This is a genomic window from Ramlibacter montanisoli (assembly GCF_013087525.1).
In the GTDB taxonomy this organism is placed as follows: Bacteria; Pseudomonadota; Gammaproteobacteria; order Burkholderiales; family Burkholderiaceae_C; genus Ramlibacter; species Ramlibacter montanisoli.
Genome location: NZ_JABFCS010000001.1, coordinates 332,222 through 352,639 on the forward strand (window position 1 = coordinate 332,222; position 20,418 = coordinate 352,639).

Here is a 20,418-nt window from a genome sequence, read left to right on the forward strand (position 1 = left end):
CCTGCGGTTCACCACCAGCCTACTGCATGAACCCCATCTTCGGTTTGTTCCCGCCGCACTTCGGCAGGTCTTCCGCCTCGATGCTGCCGCGGTGCGCCAGGCGCGCGTTGCCGAAGCCGGTCATGAGGGCGCGCCGCATCTCGCGCGGCGCCAGTTCCGCCAGGGAGTCGAGCACGTCGTCGCCCGGCTCCTCGTCGAAGCGGCGGCCCCAGCCGTGCTCCGCGCGGATGGACCGATAGAGGTTGCGGGCGATCGCGCGCGCCTGCTCCGGCGAAGGTGCGTCGATCTCGAACACGTTCATGCGGTTGAGGATAGGCTCGGGGATGCAGCGCTCGTCGTTCGCCGTCATGATCCAGATCACCTGGCTGGCGTCGATCGCCACCTCGGCGAATTCGTCCATGAAGGCTTCCGCCGTGTCGTGTTCCAGCAGGCTGTACAGCGACCCCAGCGGGTCGTACTGCGCATCGGCGCTGGCCTTGTCGATCTCGTCGACCACCAGCACCGGGTTGGCGTACTGGCCGTCGACCAGCGCCTCGAACACCTTGCCCGGCTTGGCACCCTTCCACTGCGAGGACGCGCCGGACAGCAGCCAGCCGGCGGTCATCGAGCTCATGGGAACCAGGCTCATGCCGGTGCCCAGGAGTTCGGCGAGCTGCCGCGCGAAGTGGGTCTTGCCGATGCCGGGCGGGCCCAGCAGCAGCATCGGCGTGATCTCGATGCCGTCGCCGGAATCCTGCGACAGCGCGACGTGGCGCTTGATGTCGTCCAGCGCGTCGGCGAAGTTGGGGAGCTGCTCGTAGAGGTCGGCCATCTCGGGCACGCCGCTGGGCTTGACCTGGAACCGTTCGGGTCCCCGCTCGAGCATGCGCTCGTAGGTGGCACGCAGGTTCTCGTGGTCGCGGGCGGCCAGCTTGGCCAGCTTGCGCTCCACGTCGTGGGGACGGAACACGTTGCGCAAGTTGGCGATCGGCAACTTGAGGCCCGGGCTGTGCGGAACGAGGCTGCGTGAGTGCATGGTCCGACTCCTTCAACGACTGTGGTTTATTCCAGCATAGGTCGAAGGCCCGGGCAATCCGTGGCCGCCCGTTCGCACGAGCTTGTCAGCAGGAGCCGACAGTAGAGGCAAGAGGAACGGCTGCTGTTGGCAGCCGTCGCCGGCGAGTGCTACGACTGCGCGGGGGTGCCGAGCACCTGCTGCAGCTCGCCGCTCTGGTACATCTCCATCATGATGTCCGAGCCGCCGATGAATTCGCCGCGCACATAGAGCTGCGGGATCGTCGGCCAGTTGCTGTATTCCTTGATGCCCTGGCGGATGCCGTCGTCCTCCAGCACGTTCACGGTGGTGAGCTGCTTGGGATCGACGCCGCAGGCCTTGAGGATCTGCACCGCGCGGCCGGAGAAGCCGCACATGGGGAAGGACGCATTGCCCTTCATGAACAGGAGGATGTCGTTCTTCTTGACGAGGTCGTCGATGCGTTGCTGGGCGTCGCTCATGGGTGGGTCTCCTGGGCAGGATATGCAATAGCTTGAGCCGGATTATCCCAGTTCAAGCCAGCGGCCGCCGGAGCACCGGCTGATGCCCGCCAGGTCCTGCCGGCTGGCGACTTCGCAGAAGCCCGCCGCGTGCAGCAGGCCGCGCACCGCCGCGGCCTGGTCCCAGCCGTGTTCCAGCAGCAGCCAGCCGCCCGGCAAGAGGTGCTCGGGCGCCTGCGCGACGATCACGCGGACGTCGTCCAGCCCGTCGGCGCCGGCGACCAGGGCCGCCCGCGGTTCGTGTGCCAGGTCCGGCAGGTGCGGATCGGCCTCTGCAATGTAGGGGGTTGCTGGCGATCAGGTCGTAGCGGCCGGCGCCCTGCAGCCAGTCGGCCTGGCGCAGCTGCACGGGCAGGCCCAGGCGCTGCGCGTTGCCGCGCGCGACCTCCAGTGCGTCGGCGCTGCGGTCCACCGCTTCCACCTGCGCATCCGCACGGCTGGACTGCAGGGCCAGCGCGATCGCGCCGCTGCCGGTGCCCAGGTCGATCACGCGCGGCGCCGGCCGGTCGCGCAGCAGCTCCAGCGCCCCCTCGACCAGCGTCTCGGTGTCGGGGCGCGGGACCAGCACGCGCGCGTCGACTTGCAGCGGCAGGCCGAAGAATTCCTTCTCGCCGGTGAGGTAGGCCAGCGGCTCGCCCGCGGCGCGGCGGCTGCAGGCGGCGAGATAGGCCTCCTGCTTCGCCGCGGGGAGTTCGTCCCCGTCGTGCGCGATCAGCCAGCCGCGCTCGCTGCCCGGCCGGCCCAGCACGTGCAGCAGCAGCAACTGCGCATCCAGGCGCGCGACGCCCAGCGCCCCTGCCGCCGCCAGCGCGTCCTGCAGCCTCATGCGCGGCCCGCACCCATCCCGACCTCGAGTTCCTCCAGCTGTTCGGCCTTGCGCGCCAGCAGCAGGGCCTGCACCACTTCGTCCAGGTCGCCTTCCATCACCGCGCCCAGCTTGTACAGCGTGAGGTTGATGCGGTGGTCCGTCATGCGGCCCTGCGGGAAGTTGTAGGTGCGGATGCGGTCGGAGCGGTCGCCGCTGCCGATCAGACCCTTGCGCGTCGCGGCTTCCTTGGCGGCGCGTTCCGAGCGTTCCTTCTCCTGGATGCGCGCGGCCAGCACCTGCATGGCCTTGGCCTTGTTGCGGTGCTGCGAGCGGTCGTCCTGGCACTCGGCGACGATGCCGGTGGGAATGTGCGTGATGCGCACGGCGGAGTCCGTCTTGTTCACGTGCTGGCCGCCGGCGCCGGACGCGCGGTAGGTGTCGATGCGCAGGTCCGCGGGGCTGATCTGCACGGCGGCGGCTTCGTCGGGCTCGGGCAGGGCGGCCACGGTGCAGGCGCTGGTGTGGATGCGGCCCTGGTTCTCTGTGGCCGGCACGCGCTGCACGCGGTGACCGCCCGATTCGAACTTCAGCCGCCCATAGGCGCCGTCGCCGACGATGCGGATCACGACTTCCTTGAAGCCGCCGACCTCGCCTTCGCTTTCGCTCACGATCTCGCTGCGCCAGCCCTGGCGCTCGGCATAGCGCGTGTACATGCGCAGCAGGTCGCCCGCGAACAGCGCCGACTCGTCGCCCCGGTGCCCGCGCGGATTTCCAGGAAGACGTTGCGCACGTCGTCCGGGTCCTTGGGCAGCAACAGGCCCTGCAGCTCGCCTTCGAGCTGGGGCAGTTCGGTGTCCAGGCCGGCGATCTCCTCCTTGGCCATGTCCGCCATCTCGGGGTCGTCCATCATTTCGCGCGCCTGCGCGAGGTCGCGCTCGCGCTGCAGGAAGCGCTGGTACACGCCGTTGATGGTGCTGACTTCGGCGTGCTCGCGGGTGAGCTCGCGGAAGCGCTCCATGTCCTTGACCACGTCGGGCTGCGAGAGGAAGAAGTCGAGTTCCTGCAGGCGGACGGGGAAGCGCTCGAGTTGCTGGCGGAGGAAGGGTTTCATGCCAAGGATGTCATTGCGGGCTGGACCCGCAATCCACCGTGGCGGGCCGACACGTCAGGGTGCCGGTTTCCCGGCACGACGCGGGCGCCGCTAACGCTCCTTGCGCAGGAAGAAGTGCTCGATCGCCGCGCTGGCGCGCTGGCGCGACTCGGCGTCGCCGGCGCGCAGTTCGGCCATCGCGCCGTGCAGCATCTTCTGGGTGAGGCCGCGCGAGAGGGCCTCCAGCACCGCGTCGACGTCCTCGCCGCGGGCCAGCAGCTTCCTGGCGCGCGCCAGTTCGGCGGCGCGCCATTCGTCCGCCTGGGAATTGAGCTGCTGGATCAGCGGCACCACGTGGCGCTGGTCCAGCCAGTGCACGAAGCTCTGCACGCCGGCGTCGATGATCGCCTCGGCCTGCGCCACGGCGGCCTGGCGGTTGGCGTGGCCGGCCTGCACCACGTGGGCGAGGTCGTCCACGGTGTACAGGTACACGTCTTCCAGCGCCTTGACTTCCTGCTCGATGTCGCGCGGCACGGCCAGGTCCACCATGAACATGGGGCGGTGCTTGCGGGCCTTGAGCGCGCGTTCGACCGCGCCCAGGCCGATGATCGGCAGCTGGCTGGCGGTGGAGCTCACCACCACGTCGAATTCATGCAGGCGAGAGGGCAGGTCGGCCAGGCGCATCACCTCGCCGCCGAAGCGCGACGCCAGCTTCTCGCCGCGTTCCAGCGTGCGGTTGGCGATGGCGATCGCCTTGGGGCTCTTGGCGGCGAAATGGGTCGCCGCCAGTTCGATCATCTCGCCGGCGCCGACGAACAGCACCTTGACCTTGGTGAGGTCCTCGAACAGCTGGCCGGCCAGGCGCACGGCGGCGGCCGACATGCTGATCGAATGCGCGCCGATCTCGGTGGAGGTGCGGACTTCCTTGGCGACCGCGAAGGAACGCTGGAACAGCTGGTTGAGCGTGGTGCCCAGTGCGCCCGCTTCGTCGGCCACGCGCACGGCGTCCTTCAGCTGGCCCAGGATCTGCGCCTCGCCCAGCACCATGGAGTCGAGGCCGCTGGCGACGCGGAAGGCATGGCGGGCCACGCCCGCGTCCTGCAGCATGTACGAGTGGCTGCGCAGCAGGCCGGCATTGACGCCGCCGGACTGGGCCAGCCACTCCACCGTGCTGTCGATGTCGTGCTGCGCACCGGCGCAGTAGATCTCGGTGCGGTTGCAGGTGGACAGGATCGCGGCCTCGGGCGCGCGGCCGATGCGCGAGCCCACGCTGTCGCGAAGGGCATGCAGCGTGGGCGCGATCTGGTCGATCGCGAACGCGAAGCGGCCCCGCAAATCCAGCGGTGCCGTCGTGTGGTTGATCCCCAGTGCCCAGACTGCCATCCGCCGAATTATAAAATTCGATCCAGATCAAGCACTTAGCCTTGCGTCAATTCCACTTGTTCCAGATCAACTGCAGGTGACCGTGGGCCCCCTCGACTTCTTGATACATCTGTTGGGCTTCATTGCCCCGGCCCTCGTGGTGGCGGCCCTGGTGGCCCTCGCCGGCAGGGTGGTGCTTTCGCGCAACAACCGGCCCCAGCGCTGGTGGATACCCCTGTTCCTCAACTTCCTGGTCGGCGTCGCGGTGCTGGTGGGCGGGCTTTTCGTGTTCGGCCGCGACGGCAAGATGCTCACCTACGGGGTGCTGGTGGTGGCGGTGGCCACCACCCAGTGGCTCAGCGGGCGCGGCTGGCGCACCTAGTCGCACCTAGTATCCTCCGCCCCCATGCTGTTCCTGCTCTCCCCGGCCAAGACCCTCGACTACGCGTCGCCGGTCCCGGACCTGCCGCACACCCTGCCGGCCTTCCTGGAGGACTCGGCGCGGCTGATCGAGGTGCTGCGCCGCAAGTCGCCGCAGCAGCTGGCCACGCTGATGGAGATCAGCGATCCGCTGGCCGCGCTCAATGCCGCCCGCTACCAGGACTGGACGCCCAAGTTCACGGCCCGCAACGCCCGGCAGGCGATCCTCGCCTTCGACGGCGACGTGTACGACGGCCTGCAGGCCAGGCAGCTGCAGCCGGCGGACCTGGAGTGGGCGCAGCAGCACCTGTGCATGCTCAGTGGCCTGTACGGGGTGCTGCGGCCGCTGGACTGGATGCAGCCCTACCGGCTGGAAATGGGCACCGCGCTGAAGGTCGGCGCAACGGCCAACCTGTACCAGTATTGGGGCAGTCGCATTGCCGAGCACCTCAACGGGCTGCTGGCGGCGGACAAGACGCCGGTGGTGGTCAACCTCGCGTCGCAGGAATACTTCAAGGCGGTCGACCGCAAGGCGCTCAGGGCGCGCGTGATCGACTGCGTGTTCGAGGAATGGAAGCCGGGCGGCTGGAAGATCGTCAGCTTCTCGGCCAAGAAGGCGCGCGGGCTGATGGCGCGCTACGCGATCATGAAGCGGGTGGAGACCCCGCGCAAACTCGAGAACTTCAACCTCGAAGGCTATGCCTTCGACCCGGCCGCCTCGCACGCCGAGCGGCTGGTGTTCAGGCGCAGGATGGCAGCATGAGTACGACGACGAAGCAGCCGCAGCAGGTCACGCCCGAGCTGCGCAAGTGGATCGTGGAACAGGCCGAGGCGGGGCATAGCGCGGACTCGGTGCTCAAGGCGATGCTCGCCTCGGGCTGGAGCGAGGACGTCGCCGTGGAGGCGATGGAAAGCACGCTGCGCACCCACCTGGAAGGCAAGGCACAGATGCAGGGGCTGCCGCCGGCGGTGCCGGTGCCCGATCCCAGCCTGGAGGAGTCGCCGCTGTACCTCGACGCCGGCGACCGCCGCGTGGCGGTGCTGCAGTCCATGTACAACCCGCGCGTGGTGGTGTTCGGCGGGCTGCTGTCGGACGAGGAGTGCGAGCAGCTGATCGCGCTGGCCCAGCCGCGGCTGGCGCGCTCGCTCACCGTCGCCACCAAGACCGGCGGCGAGGAAGTGAATGCCGACCGCACCAGCTACGGCATGTTCTTCCAGCGCGGCGAGAACGAGCTGGTGCGCCGCATCGAGCAGCGCATCGCGCGCCTGGTGAACTGGCCGGAGGAAAACGGCGAGGGCCTGCAGATCCTGCAGTACGGCCCGGGCGCGGAGTACAAGCCGCACTACGACTACTTCGACCCGGCGGAGCCCGGCACGCCCACCATCCTGCGACGCGGCGGCCAGCGGGTCGGCACCATCGTGATGTACCTCGCCGAGCCGGCCAAGGGCGGCGGCACCGTGTTCCCCGACGTCCACATGGAAGTGGCGCCCAAGCGCGGCAACGCGGTGTTCTTCAGCTACGAGCGCGCCCACCCGTCCACGCACACGCTGCACGGCGGCGCGCCGGTGCTGGCGGGCGAGAAGTGGATCGCGACCAAGTGGCTGCGCGAACGGCGCTTCGAATGAGCCGATGAAGGTCCAGGCGAACGGCCTCGCGATCGAGGTCGAGGACACGGGCCCGGTGGGCGACCGGCCGCCCGTGCTGCTGGTCATGGGCCTGGGCATGCAGCTCACGGCCTGGCCGCAGCCGCTGGTGGACGCGCTGGTGCGGGCGGGCCACCGCGTGGTGCGCTTCGACAACCGCGACATCGGGCTGTCGGCGCGCTTCGACCACCTGGGCGCGCCCAACCTCCGGTGGGAGAGCATGAAGCTGCGCTTCGGCATGTCCGTGCGCGCGCCCTACACGCTGGCCGATCTCGCTGCCGATGCCTTCGGCGTGCTCGATGCGCTCGGCATCGCGCAGGCGCACGTGGTGGGCGCCAGCATGGGCGGCATGATCGCGCAGCGCATGGCGCTGGCGGCGCCGCAGCGCGTGCTGACGCTCACCAGCATCATGAGTTCCAGCGGCGCGCGTTCCCTGCCGGGTCCGCAGCCGCGCGTGCTGCAGGTGCTGCTGAGCCGCCCGAAGGACCGCAGCGAGCCCACCGTGCTCGCGCACTACGTCCGCGTGTTCCAGGCGATCGGCAGCCCCGGCTATCCCACCAGCGCCGAGGACCTGCGCCAGCGCATCCTGGAATCGGTGCGCCGCGGCGGCTACCGGCCCGCGGGCAGCGCGCGGCAGCTCGCGGCGGTGGTCGCCGACAGCACGCGCGCGGAGGAACTGCGGCGGATCCGCACGCCCACTCTGGTGCTGCATGGCGCCGACGATCCGCTGGTGCCTGTGGCCTGCGGCGAAGACACCGCGCGGCGCATTCCCGGCGCCCGCTTCGTCGCCATTCCCGGCATGGGCCATGACCTTCCGCCAGCCGTGGTCGAGCGCCTGCTGGACCCCTGCTGCCGCATCTGGCGCTAGGCTAGGACCCGATGACCTCTCCCGACCAGTCGCAGCTCGGCAAGCCCGTGCGCTATGCCGACCAGTACGACGCGAGCCTGCTGTTTCCCATCGCCCGCGCCGCCAAGCGCGAGGAGCTCGGCGTCTCCGGCCCGCCGCCCTTCTTCGGTGCGGACCTGTGGACGGCCTTCGAGCTGAGCTGGCTCAACAAGCGGGGCAAGCCGCAGGTCGCCATCGCCCACTTCACCGTTCCCTGCGAGACGCCCAACATCATCGAGAGCAAGTCGCTCAAGCTCTACCTGGGAAGCTACAACGGCACCGTGTTCGCCAGCGCCGACGAAGTGCGCGAGCGCCTGCGTGCGGACCTGAGCGAAGCGGTGTGGCGCGGCGCGCCCGCGCCCTCGACCATCGGCGTGCGGCTGCTGCTGCCGGAGCTGTTCGACCAGGAGCCGGTGCACGAACTCGATGGCTTGAGCCTGGACCGGCTGGACATCGAGTGCACGCACTACACGCCGGCGCCGGAGCTGCTGCGCGCGGCGGAGGGCGAGCAGCCGGTGGAGGAAGTGCTGGTGAGCAACCTGCTGAAAAGCAACTGCCTGGTGACGGGGCAACCCGACTGGGGCTCGGTTCAGATCCGCTACACCGGGGCGCAGATCGACCAGGAGGGGCTGCTGCGCTACCTGGTGAGCTTTCGCAACCACAACGAGTTCCACGAGCAGTGCGTGGAACGCATCTTCATGGACATCTGGCGGCGCTGCCGGCCCTCGCGGCTGGCGGTCTATGCGCGCTACACGCGCCGGGGCGGCCTGGACATCAACCCGCTGCGCACCAGCCATCCCATGGCCTTGCCGGCGAACATCCGCACGGCGCGCCAGTGAAGCTTCGCTAGCGGACGCCGATCCAGTCGCAGCGCAGGCGCCGGGACTGGTGCGCCTTCACGCGCCAGGTGACATAGAGCGTGGGCGCGAACATGGACAGGGCCAGCAGCGGCGCGGCCCAGAGCGCGTCGAAGGTGAAGGCCGGCACCCAGCCCACCCAGCCCACCAGCCAGAGCGTGAGCATGGTGTCCCACGCGTGGTATTCGACGGGATGGTCCCCCTGGTGGCGCACGGTCCACCGCTTGATGCGCTGAAGCGAATCCAGGTCCATGTGGCCTCCGCAGGTGGCCCCCGGCACGGCGGGGGCTTGCGGTTCACTGTAAGTTCCGCGTAAGCCCCTGTCCATCGGGCAAAGGGCGTAGGGCGCTGTCAGCCGGCGTCCCGGGCGGCCTGGGTCCCGTGAAAAAGGTCCGGGGTGTGCTCGGCCGCCAGCGGCGGGGCGGCCGGGGCCTCCGGCGCCGTGGCCGGCACGGCGTCGGCTTTCGCCAGCTTGCCGACCCGCACCCCGAGCAGCCGCAGCCGCTGGTCCAGGTCCACCCGTTTCAGGCACTGGCCGGCCGCCCGCCGGATCGTGCCGGGGTCCGCGGTGTAGTGGTCCAGCGTTTGGTCGCGGGTGGCGGTGCGGAAATCGTCGTAACGCAGCTTGATGCCGATGGTGCGGCCCACGTAGCCCTTGCGCCGCAGGTCCTCGGCCACGCGCGTGCACAGGTCGGTGAAGATCGCGCCCAGCTCCGCCCGGTCGCGCACCGCGTGCAGATCGCGGTCGAAGGTGGTTTCGCGGCTCATGGAGACCGGCTCGCTCTCGGTGACCACCGGCCGGTCGTCCCGGCCCCAGGCGGCGTCGTGCATCCAGGCGCCGTAGGCCTGGCCGAAGTTGTCGACCAGCCATTCGCGCGACTGCGCCGCGATGTCGCCGATGGTGTGGAGGTGCAGCTTGTGCAGCTTTTCCTCGGACTTGGGCCCGATGCCGTTGATCTTGCGCACCGGCAGCGGCCAGATCTTCGCCTGCACGTCCGCCTCGTGCACGATCGAGATGCCGTTGGGCTTGTTGAATTCGCTCGCCATCTTCGCGATCAGCTTGTTGGGCGCGACGCCGATCGAGCAGGTCAGCCCCGTGGCCTCGAAGATGGATTTCTGGATCAGGCGCGCCAGCACGCGCCCGCCTTCACGCTGGCCGCCGGGGACCTCGGTGAAGTCGATGTAGACCTCGTCGACGCCGCGGTCTTCCACCACCGGCGCGATCTCGCGGATCACGGACTTGAAGCTGCGCGAATAGCGGCGCACCTCGTCGAAGTCCACCGGCAGCACGATCGCCTGGGGGCACAGCCTGGCGGCCTTCATCATGCCCATGGCGGAGCCCACGCCGAACTGGCGGGCCGGATAGGTCGCCGTGGTGATCACGCCGCGACCCACGTAATCTCTCAGGAGTGGGAATGCATCGACCGGGATTTGGGAAACCGGCCGGTCCGCGAACCGCCGCAGCAGCAGGTCGTCCACCGACCGCCGGCCGCCGCCTATCACCACAGGAAGACCTTTCAGCTGCGGATAGCGGAGAAGTTCGACGGACGCGAAGAAGGCGTCCATGTCCAGGTGTGCGATGCGGCGCATGGGTTTCCAGACAGCATTCTGCTATCGAAGGCGGCCCGACCCGGCGGCATGGAAGTTGCAGTTGCTTACGTCCATGCACGCTTGGGAAGAAATCCACGGAGCGGCGAGCGGCGAAGGCCCGGTCGCCCGGATCATGTACGCGAGCCAGGCCCGCATCACGCAGTCCGTCTACTCCGAAATGGAGAAGATCCGCCACAGTGCCCTGAAGCACAACGAACCGGCGGGCATCGCCACCGCGCTGCTGTACCAGTCCGGCTGGTTCGTGCAGTGGAAGGAAGGCCCCGGCCCCGAGCTGCTGAAGATCATGGACCGCGTGGCCGGCGACTCCCGCCACCACGACCTGCGCGTGGTGCACCGCAGCCGCGGCCCGCGCATGCTCGCCGGCCCCTGGTCGATGGCGGTCGTGCAATGCAACGAAACCCCGGCCGACATGGAAGACCGCGTGCGCATCCTGAAGGAACAGGTGGACGACGGCCGCGAGTTCTCGCCGGCCGCGATCTGGCGGCGCCTGTCCACGCCGATGGAACACCCCGGCGCCATGCGCCAGGAAGACCCGGATGCCTTCCAGCGCGTGCTGGTGTGCTCCGCCGCCGGCACCAGTTCCTTCGACCTGGTGAACTGGCTCGGTGAACACCACGAAACCGAAGTCGTGCACCGCCGCTTCGCCGGCGCGCACGCGCTGGACGTCGGCACCAACTACGTGGACTTCGAGCAGGGCGGCCGCGTGCTGCGCGTGATCGCGATGGCGCGCCACGGCCTGAGCGTGCCGCTCACGCGCGCTTTCATGTCCGACTACTCGCACTTCGTGCTGCTGCTGTCGGTGGACGGCGACCGCAACCTGGAGCTGATGGAAAGGGTGCTGCGCGCCTATTCGACGCTGTCGCACCCGCCCGTCATCGTGGGCGTGGCCAGCATGCCGGAGATGCACACCCTGCCCAACACGCTGGCGCGGCGCTTCCGCATCCCCTACCAGCTGGCGATCGCCGACTCGCGCGAGTGGGAGTCGAGCTGGCACGCGATCGAGCCGCTGCTGGCCTGCTGGCAGCAGGCGGCCAACAGCTCCAACGTGGGCGACTCGCTGCGCTCCGCGCTCGGCGCTCAGTAGGTCCCGGGCAGCAGGATGCTGCGGTCCACGTCGCGGATGTTGGTGCGGCCGCAGAAGGCCATCGACAGGTCCAGCTCGTTGCGGATGATCTCCAGCGCGCGCTCCACGCCCGGCTGCCCCATGGCGCCCAGCCCGTACAGCATCGCCCGGCCGATGTAGGTGCCGCGCGCGCCCAGCGCGATCGCCTTGAGCACGTGCTGGCCGGAGCGGATGCCGCCGTCCATGTGCACCTCGATGCGGTCGCCCACCGCGTCCACGATCTGCGGCAGCGCCGAGATGGAGGAGGGCGCGCCATCGAGCTGGCGGCCGCCGTGGTTGGACACGATCACCGCGTCGGCGCCGGAGTCGGCCGCGAGCTTCGCGTCCTCGATGTCCTGCACGCCCTTGAGGATCAGCTTGCCGCCCCAGCGGTCCTTGATCCACTGCACGTCGTTCCACGACAGGCGCGGGTCGAACTGCTTGGCCGTCCACTCCGACAGCGAGCCCATGTTCTCCACGCCCTTGACGTGGCCGACGATGTTGCCGAACTGGCGGCGCTTGGTCCCCAGCATGCCCAGGGCCCAGCGCGGCTTGGTTGCGATGTTCAGGATGTTGGGCAGCGTGAGGCGGGGCGGCGCCGACAGGCCGTTCTTCAGGTCCTTGTGGCGCTGGCCGAGGATCTGCAGGTCCAGCGTGACCACCAGCGCGGAGCAGTTCGCCGCCTTCGCGCGGTCGATCAGCGCCTCGATGAAGCCGCGGTCGCGCATCACGTACAGCTGGAACCAGAAGGGATGGCGGCCGGTCGCCTCGGCCACGTCCTCGATCGAGCAGATGCTCATGGTGGACAGCGTGAAGGGGATGCCCATCTTCTTGGCCGCCTGGGCCGCGAGGATCTCGCCGTCGGCGTGCTGCATGCCGGTCAGCCCCGTGGGCGCGATCGCCACCGGCATGGCGACCTCCTGGCCGACCATGGTGCTGCGCGTGCTGCGGTCCTCCATGTTCACCGCCACCCGCTGGCGCAGCAGGATGCGCTCGAAGTCCGCCTCGTTCGCGCGGTAGGTGCTCTCGGTCCACGAGCCGGAGTCGGCGTAGTCGTAGAACATGCGCGGCACGCGCTTCTTGGCGAGGACGCGCAGGTCCTCGATGTTGGTGATGACGGGCAAGAGAGGTCTCCTCGGCTATGGCGGGGAATCGTAGCGGCTCCAGCGCGCGCCCCTGAAGTTTCTTGGCGGGCGCAGGACGATTTCTCGTCCGCGCCCGGACATCGCCCTCAGGCGCCCAGGCGCTTGTGGTGCCGCGCGATCTGCGCGCGCACCTGCGCCGGGGCCGTGCCGCCGAGCGTGTTGCGCGCATTCAGCGAACCCCGCAGCGACAGGGCGTCGTAGACGTCCTTGCCGATCGCCGGGTTGAACTGCTGCAGCAGCACCGCCAGCGGCAGCTCCGACAGGTCGCAGTTGTGCGAGACGGCGGCCTTGACCGCGTGCGACACCGTCTCGTGCGCATCGCGGAAGGGCAGGCCCTTCTTCACCAGGTAGTCGGCCAGGTCGGTGGCGGTGGCGTAGCCCTTGAGGGCCGCCTGCTCCATGGCCTGTGGCTGCACGGTGATGCCGCCGGCCATCTCGGCGAAGATGCGCAGCGTGTCCTTGAGCGTGTCGACCGTGTCGAACAGCGGCTCCTTGTCTTCCTGGTTGTCCTTGTTGTAGGCCAGGGGCTGGCCCTTCATCAGGGTGATCAGCGCCATGAGGTGGCCCACCACCCGGCCGGTCTTGCCGCGCGCGAGTTCCGGCACGTCCGGGTTCTTCTTCTGCGGCATGATCGACGAGCCGGTGGTGAAGCGGTCGGCGATCCTGATGAAGCCGAAGTTCTGCGACATCCACAGGATCAGTTCCTCGGACATCCGGCTCACGTGCACCATCACCAGCGAGGCGGCGGCGGTGAACTCGATGGCGAAGTCGCGTCGCTCACGGCGTCCAGCGAGTTCTGGCAGACGCCGTCCATGCCCAGCTCCCTGGCCACGAATTCGCGGTCCAGGGGATAGCTGGTGCCGGCCAGCGCCGCGGCGCCCAGGGGCAGGCGGTTCAGGCGCTTGCGCACGTCCAGCATGCGCTCGTGGTCGCGGGCGAACATCTCCACGTAGGCGAGCATGTGGTGGCCGAAGCTCACCGGCTGCGCCACCTGCAGGTGGGTGAAGCCCGGAAGCACCACGTCCACGTTCGGTTCGGCGATCTTCAGCAAGGCCTTCTGCAGGTCCACCAGCAGGTCGGCGATCAGGTCGATCTCGCCGCGCAGCCACAGGCGCACGTCGGTGGCGACCTGGTCGTTGCGGCTGCGCCCGGTGTGCAGGCGCTTGCCGGCGTCGCCCACCAGCTGGGTCAGGCGGGCCTCGATATTCAGGTGCACGTCCTCCAGGTCCAGCTTCCATTCGAAGCCCCCGGAAGCGATTTCCTGACGGATTTGCTCCATTCCGCGGCGGATGTCGGCCAGATCCGTTGCGGAAATGACACCCTGCTTTTGCAACATGGCGGCGTGCGCCAGGGAGCCCGCGATGTCCGCCTGCCACAGCCTCTTGTCGAAGAACACACTGGCGGTGTAGCGTTTCACGAGGTCGCTCATGGGCTCGCTGAACAGGGCGGACCACGCCTCGGATTTGTGATCGAGTTGGCTCATAGGGGTTGCACGTATGCGCTGGCGGGTGGGCAGGAGGGTCGATTCACCGAATAATGAAGGCCGAAGGAGGGCCGGAGCAGGCGCGCGCGAGCGTTGCCTGAAGGTCTGATGGACGACTCGCAACTATTATCCGCGTTCCAGGAACTGAACCGCCCCGCGAAGGCAGCCCCGCCGCGCCCGGTGATGCTGTTCGACGCCTGCCATGTGGGCGTGGTGCTGCGCACCGTGCTGTTCGTCGAGGCGGTGATGGCCATCGGCGCGATGTTCTCCGGCCCGAGCCTGGAAGCCTGGGTCGAACGGGTGGCCGTGCTCAGTGGGGCGGCGCTGCCGGCCACCCTGGGCTGGCTGGCGATCGCCTGCGGCGGCAAGAACGTGTTCGCGCGCCTGCCCGCCTTCGGCCAGCAGGTCGCGGGCGTGCTGCTGGGGGCGCTGGCGGGCCTGGCGGGCTGCGGCCTGCTGGCCCTGGTGCTTCCGCCCCGGCCCATGCCCTGGGTGGCCTCCGCCCTGGCGGGCGCCTTCCTCTCCGGCATCGTGGTGTCCGCCCTGGTGCTGCGCGCCAAGGGCCGCATGCCGGCCGAAACGGCGGCGCGGCTGGCGGAACTGCAGGCGCGCATCCGCCCCCATTTCCTGTTCAACAGCCTCAACAGCGCGATCGCACTGGTGCGCGAGGACCCGGCAAGGGCCGAACACCTGCTGGAGGACCTGAGCGAGCTGTTCCGCCACGTCCTGGTCGCCAAGGCCGATTCGGCGACGCTGGCGGAGGAAGTGCAGGTGGCCCGCCACTACCTGGATATCGAGCAGGTGCGCTTCGGCGAGCGCCTGCGGGTGGAGTGGGCGATCGATCCGGATGCGGGCAAGGCGAAAGTGCCTGCTTTGTTTTTGCAGCCCTTGGTGGAGAATGCGGTCAAGCACGGCGTGGAGCCGAGTCCGACCGGGGCCGACGTGAAGGTCACGACGCAGCGCCGGGGCAGCACGGTCGTCATCAAGGTGACGAACACGGTTCCCTCGGGGCAGGGACGCCCCGGGCACGGCGTGGCGCTGGACAACGTGAGGGACCGGCTGCGGCTGCTGCACGACGTGCAGGCGCAGTTCCAGACGGCACTGATCGATGGGCGTTACCAGGTGCGGATGGAGGTTCCGGCATGAACAATAACGAGGACGGAGGGCAGAGATGGGCCTGAAGATGTTGTTGGTCGACGACGAACCGCTGGCGCGTTCGCGATTGCGTACGCTGCTGGCCGAATGCAAGGCGCCGGCGGCGGAAGTGGCGGGGGAAGCGGCGAACGCGGCCCAGGCCATGGAGCACCTGCGGCGCCAGGGATACGACGGTGTGTTGCTGGACATCCACATGCCCGGCGCGGACGGACTGGCGCTGGCGCAGGTGCTGCGCACGCTGCCCGAGCCGCCGGCGGTGGTGTTCGTGACGGCCTATGCCGAACACGCCGTCACGGCATTCGAGCTGGAGGCGGTGGACTACCTGACCAAGCCGGTGCGGCTGGAGCGGCTGGAGCAGGCCCTGGGCCGGGTGGAGAAGGCCCGCCAGGGGGCGCGCCGGCGGGCCCGAGCCGGAACAGGAAGTGCTGGTGATCCAGGACCGCGGCCGCACGGAGCGCGTGCCGGTCAACGAGGTGCTGTATTTCAAGGCCGAATTGAAGTACATCACCGTCCGCACGGCCGCCAGAAGCTATATCCTTGACGGTTCGCTCAGCGACCTCGAGGAGCGCCACAGCGGCCAGTTCCTGCGGGTGCACCGCAATGCGCTGGTCTCCAGGCGTGCCGTCCGCGCGCTCGAAAAGCATTTCGACGCGGAGGAGGGCGAGGGCTGGGCCGTGCGCCTGAACGGGGTCGAAGAATCCCTGTCGGTGTCGCGCCGCCAGCTCAGCGCAGTGCGGGAGGCACTGGCGAGCTGATTTCAACAGAGGAACGGGGACTCGCAGCAGGCATGATGCAAACGTGAGTTCCGAACCTTCCGCTCCTTCCGCTCCTTCCGAATCCGTCGATCCGTCCGAGATCGACGACCTCCCCCGCACCCCCGTGGACCCGCGGCAGCCGCCGCACGTGCTGCTGCACATGCCGGCCAACGTGCGCAGCGCGGCCTTGGGCGTCCTGATGGTGCTGGCCGTGCTGGCCGTCCTGAAACTCGCCAGCGGCTTTTTCATCCCGCTGATGGTGGGCATGGTCCTGAGCTACGCCCTGTCGCCGCTAGTGGACTGGCTGCAACGGATGAAGATCCCTCGCGTCGTCTCCGCCGGCGTCCTCATCCTCGGCATCCTGGGCGGCCTCGGCGCCTCCGTCTACTCGCTCTCCGACGACGCCAACGAGCTGGTCGAATCCCTGCCGGACGCGGCGCGCAAGGTGCGCGATGCCATGCAGCAGGGCAAGCGCAAGAAGCAGGACAGCACGCTGGAAAGCATGCAGAAGGCCGCCACCGAACTGGAGAAGGCCGCGGAGGAAGCGGGCGGCAACACGCCCGCCACGCGCGGCGTGCAGCGGGTGGTGGTGGAAAAGCCGCGCTTCGACCTGCGCGAGCACCTCTGGAGCGGCACGCTGGGCTTCGCCAGCATGGTGGGCCAGACGGTGATGGTCACCTTCCTCACCTACTTCATGCTGATCTCGGGCGACACCTTCCGGCGCAAGCTGGTCAAGATCGCCGGGCCCGGCCTGGCGGAGAAGAAGCTCACGGTGCAGGCGCTCGACGAGATCAACGCGCAGATGCAGCGCTACCTGCTGGTGCAGCTGGTGGCCAGCATCGCCGTCGGCATCGCCACCGGCATCGCCTTCGCCATCCTCGGCGTGAAGCACGCCGCGGTGTGGGGCGTGGCGGCCGGCATCCTGAACCTGGTGCCTTACGTGGGCTCCGTCGCGGTGACCGGCGGGGCCGCGCTGGTGGCCTTCCTGCAGTTCGGCAGCGTGAACATGGCGTTGCTGGTGGGCGGCATCTCGCTCCTGATCAACACCATCGAGGGCTACCTGCTGGTGCCCTGGGCCACCAGCAAGGCCAGCAGCATGAACCCGGTGGCGGTGTTCATCGGCGTGCTGGCCTGGGGCTGGCTGTGGGGCGTGTGGGGGCTGCTGCTCGGCATCCCGATCCTGATGGCCGTCAAGGCGGTGTGCGACCGCGTGGACCACCTCAAGCCGATCGGCGAGCTGCTGGGGACCTAGCGAGGAGCCACCGGCAGGTCGAAGTGCAGGACGTCCTCTCGGGCGCCCAGCTTCCCATAGAGCGCGATCGCGGGGTCGTCGCCATGGTCGGCCTGCACGAAGATCACCCAGGCGCCGCGCTGCGCCGCGATCTCCTGCAAGTGCCGGATCAATGCCGTGGCGATGCCCTGCCGCCGGTGCGCGGCGGCGACGGCCAGGTCGTAGATGTAGATCTCGCTGCGTTCCTGCTCGAACTTCGGCAGCTCGTAGGCGGCGAGGCCGCCCACCACCTCGCTGCCCTGCACGGCGGCCAGCGCGATGAAGGTGTCGCGTCCGAGCAGCTGCCGCAGGTAGGCGCTGCCCGGCTGCCTGCGGCCGTAGGTGTCCGGCTCGTCGAAGGCCCCGCCGAACATGCGCAGCATCGCCCGCATGAGGGACTCGTCCTCGGGCGCGAGCTGGCGGACGGTGGGGGAAGGCGTCGGGGGCATGTTCATTCCTTGTGGGCAGCGCGCCGGCCGAGGCGCGTCAGCAGAACGCCGAGCACGAGGCCCACGGCGAGCGCGCCGCCTGCGAGGGCGAGGTCCTGCGTTCCGAAGGCGTTCGATGGTGGTGCGGCGGGACGGAGCGCCTGCTGCACCGCCTGCCAGTCCGTGGTCGAGAGCTGCGTCATGCGCGGGGCGTCCGCCAGGCCATAGACGCAGACCTCGCCGCCGGGCAGCTTGCAGAAGCGCGCGGGTGGACACTGCGTGAGGATGGCCTGCGGCGCCCCTTCGCCGCACTGGGCGCCGGCGCTGCGCAGCACCTGCAGCGTCACTTCCGGATGCTTGGTAAGTTGCTCGGGCATGGCGGGCTCCTGGGGGTTCCAGGGAGGAAGCGTAGCGCGGACGCGACTGCGCCTCCTTGCTGACTACAGGCGCGCCGCGGTCAGGCTCCACACGATCACCGCCAGTTGCAGGATGTTCACCAGGATCGCCGCGACGTGCGTCCTGCGGAATCCGGCGATGGCGGCGAGATCGCTGGACTCGATGGCTGCCGCCAGTGCGTCCATCCTGGGAATGATCATCCTGCGCAACGCAAGCGCGAGCAATGCGAGCAGGGCGGCTCCCGTGGCCAGTGCGGGCCGTCCGGCGAACGCATAGCTGATCGCAGTTCCGCCGGCGGTGACGACCGCCGCGACGTAGTAGATGTTGAAGAAGCCGCGCACGAAGCGGGCGTCCAGCGGCGTGTCGTGCTTCAGGACGAGCAGCGGGATGGAGCCGAGGATGAAGTAGGTCGTGGTGACCAGCAAGGCCACGGTGAAGGACAGGGCGGCGATCATCCGTCTTCCTTTCTATCGCGAGATGTGGCTACGTGCGGACCAGTTCGAGCTGGATCCACGGCTGCCAGCCCGCTTTCCTTGCCTTGAGTTCCCAAAGCCCACCGAGGCGATTCTTCCGGGCATCGAAGCTGCCATGGAACCGGACGGTCTTTCCCTCGATGCTCCAGCGCCGGCCGTCGAGGGCAAGCACGAAGACTTCGGTCGTTCCCTGGTCGTCGAACGACCTGGCGAAATGCTGCTGCTTGATTGCGTCGAACCCCATGACTTCCATGGAACGCGTGGGCTGGTTGTCGAAGCGCGCGTCGACGTCATGGACGATGAAATGCCTGCCCGGCAGCCAACGGTAGGTGTCGGTGGCGTACAGGGTGCCGGCAGGGCCGGCTTCCGTCTCGAGGACTTCGCCGTTGGTGTTCCAGGTGCCGATGAAGACTTCGAACCTGGACATGCGGTTGGCGGGCATGGCTTCTCCGTGGGAGTTTGTGCTACGTTGCGGCGCCAATCCGTTGCGTGCCGGTTTCGACCGGCCGGCCAGGGCTCGACACGTCCTCCAGCCGTTCGGCGAAAGCGAGCAGCAGCGGCGCCGCCTCGATCGGCGCGAAAGCGGCATGCAGCTCGTCGCACAGCCTGTACAGGCGCTCCATTCCATCGGCGGACGAGTCGCCCTCGTCAAAATCGGCCGCGCGCAAGGCGGCGAGTTCGTGGGGCCAGCCACGGCTCCTCACCCAGGACCACCCGCAGATGGAACGCCGCGACGGCGATGACCAGTGCGTAGATGAGCAAGCCCTTGGACCCGAACGAAATGGCCCAGCCCGCAAGGATCAGGGCGACCGATACGTACATCGGATTGCGACTGTAGCGGTAGAGCCCGACGACCGCCAGCATCCTGGGGGCGCCCAAGGAGCGAGGGTACACCCAGAGACGTAGAAGTCCCGGACGCACCAGAGCAACCCGAGGATTCCCAGGGCGAACGCACAACGGCCGAAAACCTTGACGCAGGTCAAAGCCGAACGGCCAAACGCGTTGACAGCATTCGCCTTTGTCCACTATTTTGAGATTCCACTTCAAGGGACCAAATCCATGAAAGCCATCAAAGCCATCGGCAGCGCAATCGCCATCGGTTTGCTCCTCATAGCCACGGCGCAGGCGGCCAACGTCTACAAGTTCACGTTCGCAGACATCGAATATCCTGACGGCACATTCGGTACTGTTCGAGCAGGCGTCAAGATCGTGAAGCGGTCCAACGTCACTGTGTGCGACTATTTCGGCCCGAGCGATCAATACTTGGGCCAGTATCAAAATACGGACAATTCATCCACCGATGCGCCTGTCGTGAAGCCTATTGTCTTTCTCGTTACCCGAGCCGCGTGGTTCGCTAGTCATTCGTCGCCCCATCGCGGGAACCGGCGCGGGCCCATCGGCGTGCGAGGCGCGAAGAGAGCAATATCTCGTGGCGCGCCACTTCCTCCACGCGGCCACTCAGGCCGTTGGTGTGTGAAGCACAATCTTGCGCGAGTAGGTCATGTGCGCTGTAGCGTGAAGGTGACCGGCACGTTGCGGCAAGGGGCCGCGCGGTGCACGATTTCAAACGGCACCGTGCGACCCCTTGCCGCAACGTGTCCGAGTCGACCGACCTGTTAGACAGCACCGGCTCAGCTCTCAAACGGATCCTCCCAGCCTGGCCGCGGAATTCTCGGAATGCGAGGTATCGGCGGAATTGGAGGAATCGGAGGTATGGGTGGAATGCGAGGGATTCTCGGAATCGGCGGCACTCGCATGGCGTTCCGGAGAATGTACTCCCCGTCGACAAGTTCGCCCACGTACTGGCCGTCGTGGCCCCACACGCTTCCGTCTTGTTCTACCCACCCCAGATACTCGCTGCTCGGGCCAAAAAACGATCCGTTTCTCAGGAAGCCCACAGGCGCGCCGTTCCACCGAAAGATGTGTGTCAAAGCTGTCTCCTCTGTGCTGTCTGACGTAGGAATGACCGTCGCGCGGTTAGCGGGCGGACGCCCACCCAT

The 20,418-nt window shown here is 68.4% G+C and carries 22 protein-coding genes and 4 pseudogenes; 10 read left to right on the forward strand and 16 right to left on the reverse strand.

Going from position 1 to position 20,418, the window contains the following annotated elements:
- Positions 1–19: 19 nt before the first annotated feature.
- The 5 genes and pseudogenes from HK415_RS01710 to hemA form a co-directional block, all read right to left on the reverse strand.
- The gene (locus tag HK415_RS01710; protein ID WP_171556537.1) at positions 20–1,015 is read right to left on the reverse strand and encodes an AAA family ATPase; all 996 of its coding nucleotides are present in this window, start codon (positions 1,013–1,015) and stop codon (positions 20–22) included.
- Positions 1,016–1,164: 149 nt separating this feature from the next.
- Positions 1,165–1,494, reverse strand: a complete 330-nt coding sequence (gene grxD / locus HK415_RS01715) for a Grx4 family monothiol glutaredoxin (RefSeq protein WP_171556538.1) — start codon at positions 1,492–1,494, stop codon at positions 1,165–1,167.
- A 42-nt stretch (positions 1,495–1,536) separates the two neighbouring features.
- Positions 1,537–2,359, reverse strand: a pseudogene (gene prmC / locus HK415_RS01720) (peptide chain release factor N(5)-glutamine methyltransferase).
- A pseudogene (gene prfA / locus HK415_RS01725) lies at positions 2,356–3,452 on the reverse strand (peptide chain release factor 1). The pseudogenes prmC and prfA overlap by 4 nt, the downstream one beginning before the upstream one ends.
- 90 nt (positions 3,453–3,542) lie before the next feature.
- Positions 3,543–4,814, reverse strand: coding sequence for a glutamyl-tRNA reductase (gene hemA / locus HK415_RS01730; RefSeq protein WP_171556539.1), 1,272 nt, complete (start codon positions 4,812–4,814; stop codon positions 3,543–3,545).
- 112 nt (positions 4,815–4,926) lie between these two features.
- On the opposite strand from hemA, the gene HK415_RS01735 reads away from it, so the two are divergent.
- The 5 genes from HK415_RS01735 to queF are packed head-to-tail and all read left to right on the forward strand — an operon-like array spanning position 4,927 to position 8,582.
- Entirely contained in the window at positions 4,927–5,175 is a 249-nt protein-coding gene (locus tag HK415_RS01735) for a hypothetical protein (RefSeq protein WP_253261726.1), read from the forward strand.
- A 24-nt stretch (positions 5,176–5,199) separates the two neighbouring features.
- A complete protein-coding gene (gene yaaA / locus HK415_RS01740; protein WP_171556541.1) occupies positions 5,200–5,976 on the forward strand; it encodes a peroxide stress protein YaaA in 777 nt (258 codons plus the stop codon).
- Positions 5,973–6,839, forward strand: coding sequence for a 2OG-Fe(II) oxygenase (locus HK415_RS01745; RefSeq protein WP_171556542.1), 867 nt, complete (start codon positions 5,973–5,975; stop codon positions 6,837–6,839). Before yaaA ends, HK415_RS01745 begins: the two co-directional genes overlap by 4 nt.
- A 4-nt stretch (positions 6,840–6,843) precedes the next feature.
- Positions 6,844–7,725 carry an alpha/beta fold hydrolase gene (locus HK415_RS01750; RefSeq protein WP_171556543.1) on the forward strand — a complete coding sequence of 294 codons (882 nt, stop codon included), beginning with the start codon at positions 6,844–6,846 and terminating at the stop codon, positions 7,723–7,725.
- Between the two features lie 11 nt (positions 7,726–7,736).
- Positions 7,737–8,582 (forward strand): NADPH-dependent 7-cyano-7-deazaguanine reductase QueF, encoded by an 846-nt coding sequence (queF, locus tag HK415_RS01755; RefSeq protein ID WP_171556544.1) that lies wholly within the window; start codon positions 7,737–7,739, stop codon positions 8,580–8,582.
- Between the two features lie 7 nt (positions 8,583–8,589).
- Here queF and HK415_RS01760 read toward each other — a convergent pair whose 3' ends face one another.
- Together HK415_RS01760 and dinB are read right to left on the reverse strand one after the other, a co-directional pair.
- On the reverse strand, positions 8,590–8,853 hold the full coding sequence (locus HK415_RS01760; protein ID WP_171556545.1) for a hypothetical protein: 264 nt from the start codon (positions 8,851–8,853) through the stop codon (positions 8,590–8,592).
- 98 nt (positions 8,854–8,951) lie between these two features.
- The gene (gene dinB, locus HK415_RS01765) at positions 8,952–10,190 is read right to left on the reverse strand and encodes a DNA polymerase IV (protein ID WP_171556546.1); all 1,239 of its coding nucleotides are present in this window, start codon (positions 10,188–10,190) and stop codon (positions 8,952–8,954) included.
- A 133-nt stretch (positions 10,191–10,323) separates the two neighbouring features.
- On the opposite strand from dinB, the gene HK415_RS01770 reads away from it, so the two are divergent.
- Entirely contained in the window at positions 10,324–11,295 is a 972-nt protein-coding gene (locus HK415_RS01770; RefSeq protein WP_171556547.1) for a BLUF domain-containing protein, read from the forward strand.
- On the opposite strand, the gene HK415_RS01775 is transcribed toward HK415_RS01770, so the two are convergent.
- Both HK415_RS01775 and argH read right to left on the reverse strand, forming a co-directional pair.
- Positions 11,289–12,437 (reverse strand): alpha-hydroxy acid oxidase, encoded by a 1,149-nt coding sequence (locus HK415_RS01775; protein WP_171556548.1) that lies wholly within the window; start codon positions 12,435–12,437, stop codon positions 11,289–11,291. The genes HK415_RS01770 and HK415_RS01775 overlap by 7 nt on opposite strands.
- 107 nt (positions 12,438–12,544) lie before the next feature.
- A pseudogene (gene argH, locus HK415_RS01780) lies at positions 12,545–13,941 on the reverse strand (argininosuccinate lyase).
- A 108-nt stretch (positions 13,942–14,049) separates the two neighbouring features.
- On the opposite strand from argH, the gene HK415_RS01785 reads away from it, so the two are divergent.
- From HK415_RS01785 to HK415_RS01795, 3 genes and pseudogenes are all read left to right on the forward strand, one after another.
- Positions 14,050–15,087 carry a sensor histidine kinase gene (locus tag HK415_RS01785; protein ID WP_171556549.1) on the forward strand — a complete coding sequence of 346 codons (1,038 nt, stop codon included), beginning with the start codon at positions 14,050–14,052 and terminating at the stop codon, positions 15,085–15,087.
- 25 nt (positions 15,088–15,112) lie between these two features.
- Positions 15,113–15,851: pseudogene (locus HK415_RS01790) on the forward strand (LytR/AlgR family response regulator transcription factor).
- A gap of 43 nt (positions 15,852–15,894) precedes the next feature.
- Positions 15,895–17,103 (forward strand): AI-2E family transporter, encoded by a 1,209-nt coding sequence (locus tag HK415_RS01795; protein ID WP_309246541.1) that lies wholly within the window; start codon positions 15,895–15,897, stop codon positions 17,101–17,103.
- Here the strand turns inward: HK415_RS01795 and HK415_RS01800 are convergent.
- The 6 genes from HK415_RS01800 to HK415_RS01825 form a co-directional block, all read right to left on the reverse strand.
- On the reverse strand, positions 17,100–17,570 hold the full coding sequence (locus HK415_RS01800; protein WP_171556550.1) for an AAC(3)-I family aminoglycoside N-acetyltransferase: 471 nt from the start codon (positions 17,568–17,570) through the stop codon (positions 17,100–17,102). The genes HK415_RS01795 and HK415_RS01800 overlap by 4 nt on opposite strands.
- A 2-nt stretch (positions 17,571–17,572) precedes the next feature.
- Positions 17,573–17,926, reverse strand: a complete 354-nt coding sequence (locus HK415_RS01805) for a hypothetical protein (protein WP_171556551.1) — start codon at positions 17,924–17,926, stop codon at positions 17,573–17,575.
- A 63-nt stretch (positions 17,927–17,989) separates the two neighbouring features.
- Positions 17,990–18,400, reverse strand: a complete 411-nt coding sequence (locus tag HK415_RS01810) for a hypothetical protein (RefSeq protein ID WP_171556552.1) — start codon at positions 18,398–18,400, stop codon at positions 17,990–17,992.
- 28 nt (positions 18,401–18,428) lie between these two features.
- On the reverse strand, positions 18,429–18,860 hold the full coding sequence (locus HK415_RS01815) for a DUF1579 family protein (protein ID WP_171556553.1): 432 nt from the start codon (positions 18,858–18,860) through the stop codon (positions 18,429–18,431).
- A 22-nt stretch (positions 18,861–18,882) separates the two neighbouring features.
- Positions 18,883–19,086 (reverse strand): hypothetical protein, encoded by a 204-nt coding sequence (locus tag HK415_RS01820; RefSeq protein ID WP_171556554.1) that lies wholly within the window; start codon positions 19,084–19,086, stop codon positions 18,883–18,885.
- Positions 19,067–19,282: a methyltransferase family protein gene (locus HK415_RS01825; protein ID WP_171556555.1), complete on the reverse strand. Its 216-nt coding sequence runs from the start codon at positions 19,280–19,282 to the stop codon at positions 19,067–19,069. Before HK415_RS01825 ends, HK415_RS01820 begins: the two co-directional genes overlap by 20 nt.
- A 105-nt stretch (positions 19,283–19,387) precedes the next feature.
- Between HK415_RS01825 and HK415_RS01830 the strand changes: the two genes are divergently transcribed.
- The gene (locus tag HK415_RS01830; protein WP_171556556.1) at positions 19,388–20,038 is read left to right on the forward strand and encodes a hypothetical protein; all 651 of its coding nucleotides are present in this window, start codon (positions 19,388–19,390) and stop codon (positions 20,036–20,038) included.
- Positions 20,039–20,049: 11 nt separating this feature from the next.
- Here HK415_RS01830 and HK415_RS26785 read toward each other — a convergent pair whose 3' ends face one another.
- A complete protein-coding gene (locus HK415_RS26785) occupies positions 20,050–20,418 on the reverse strand; it encodes a 4-fold beta flower protein (protein ID WP_373684521.1) in 369 nt (122 codons plus the stop codon).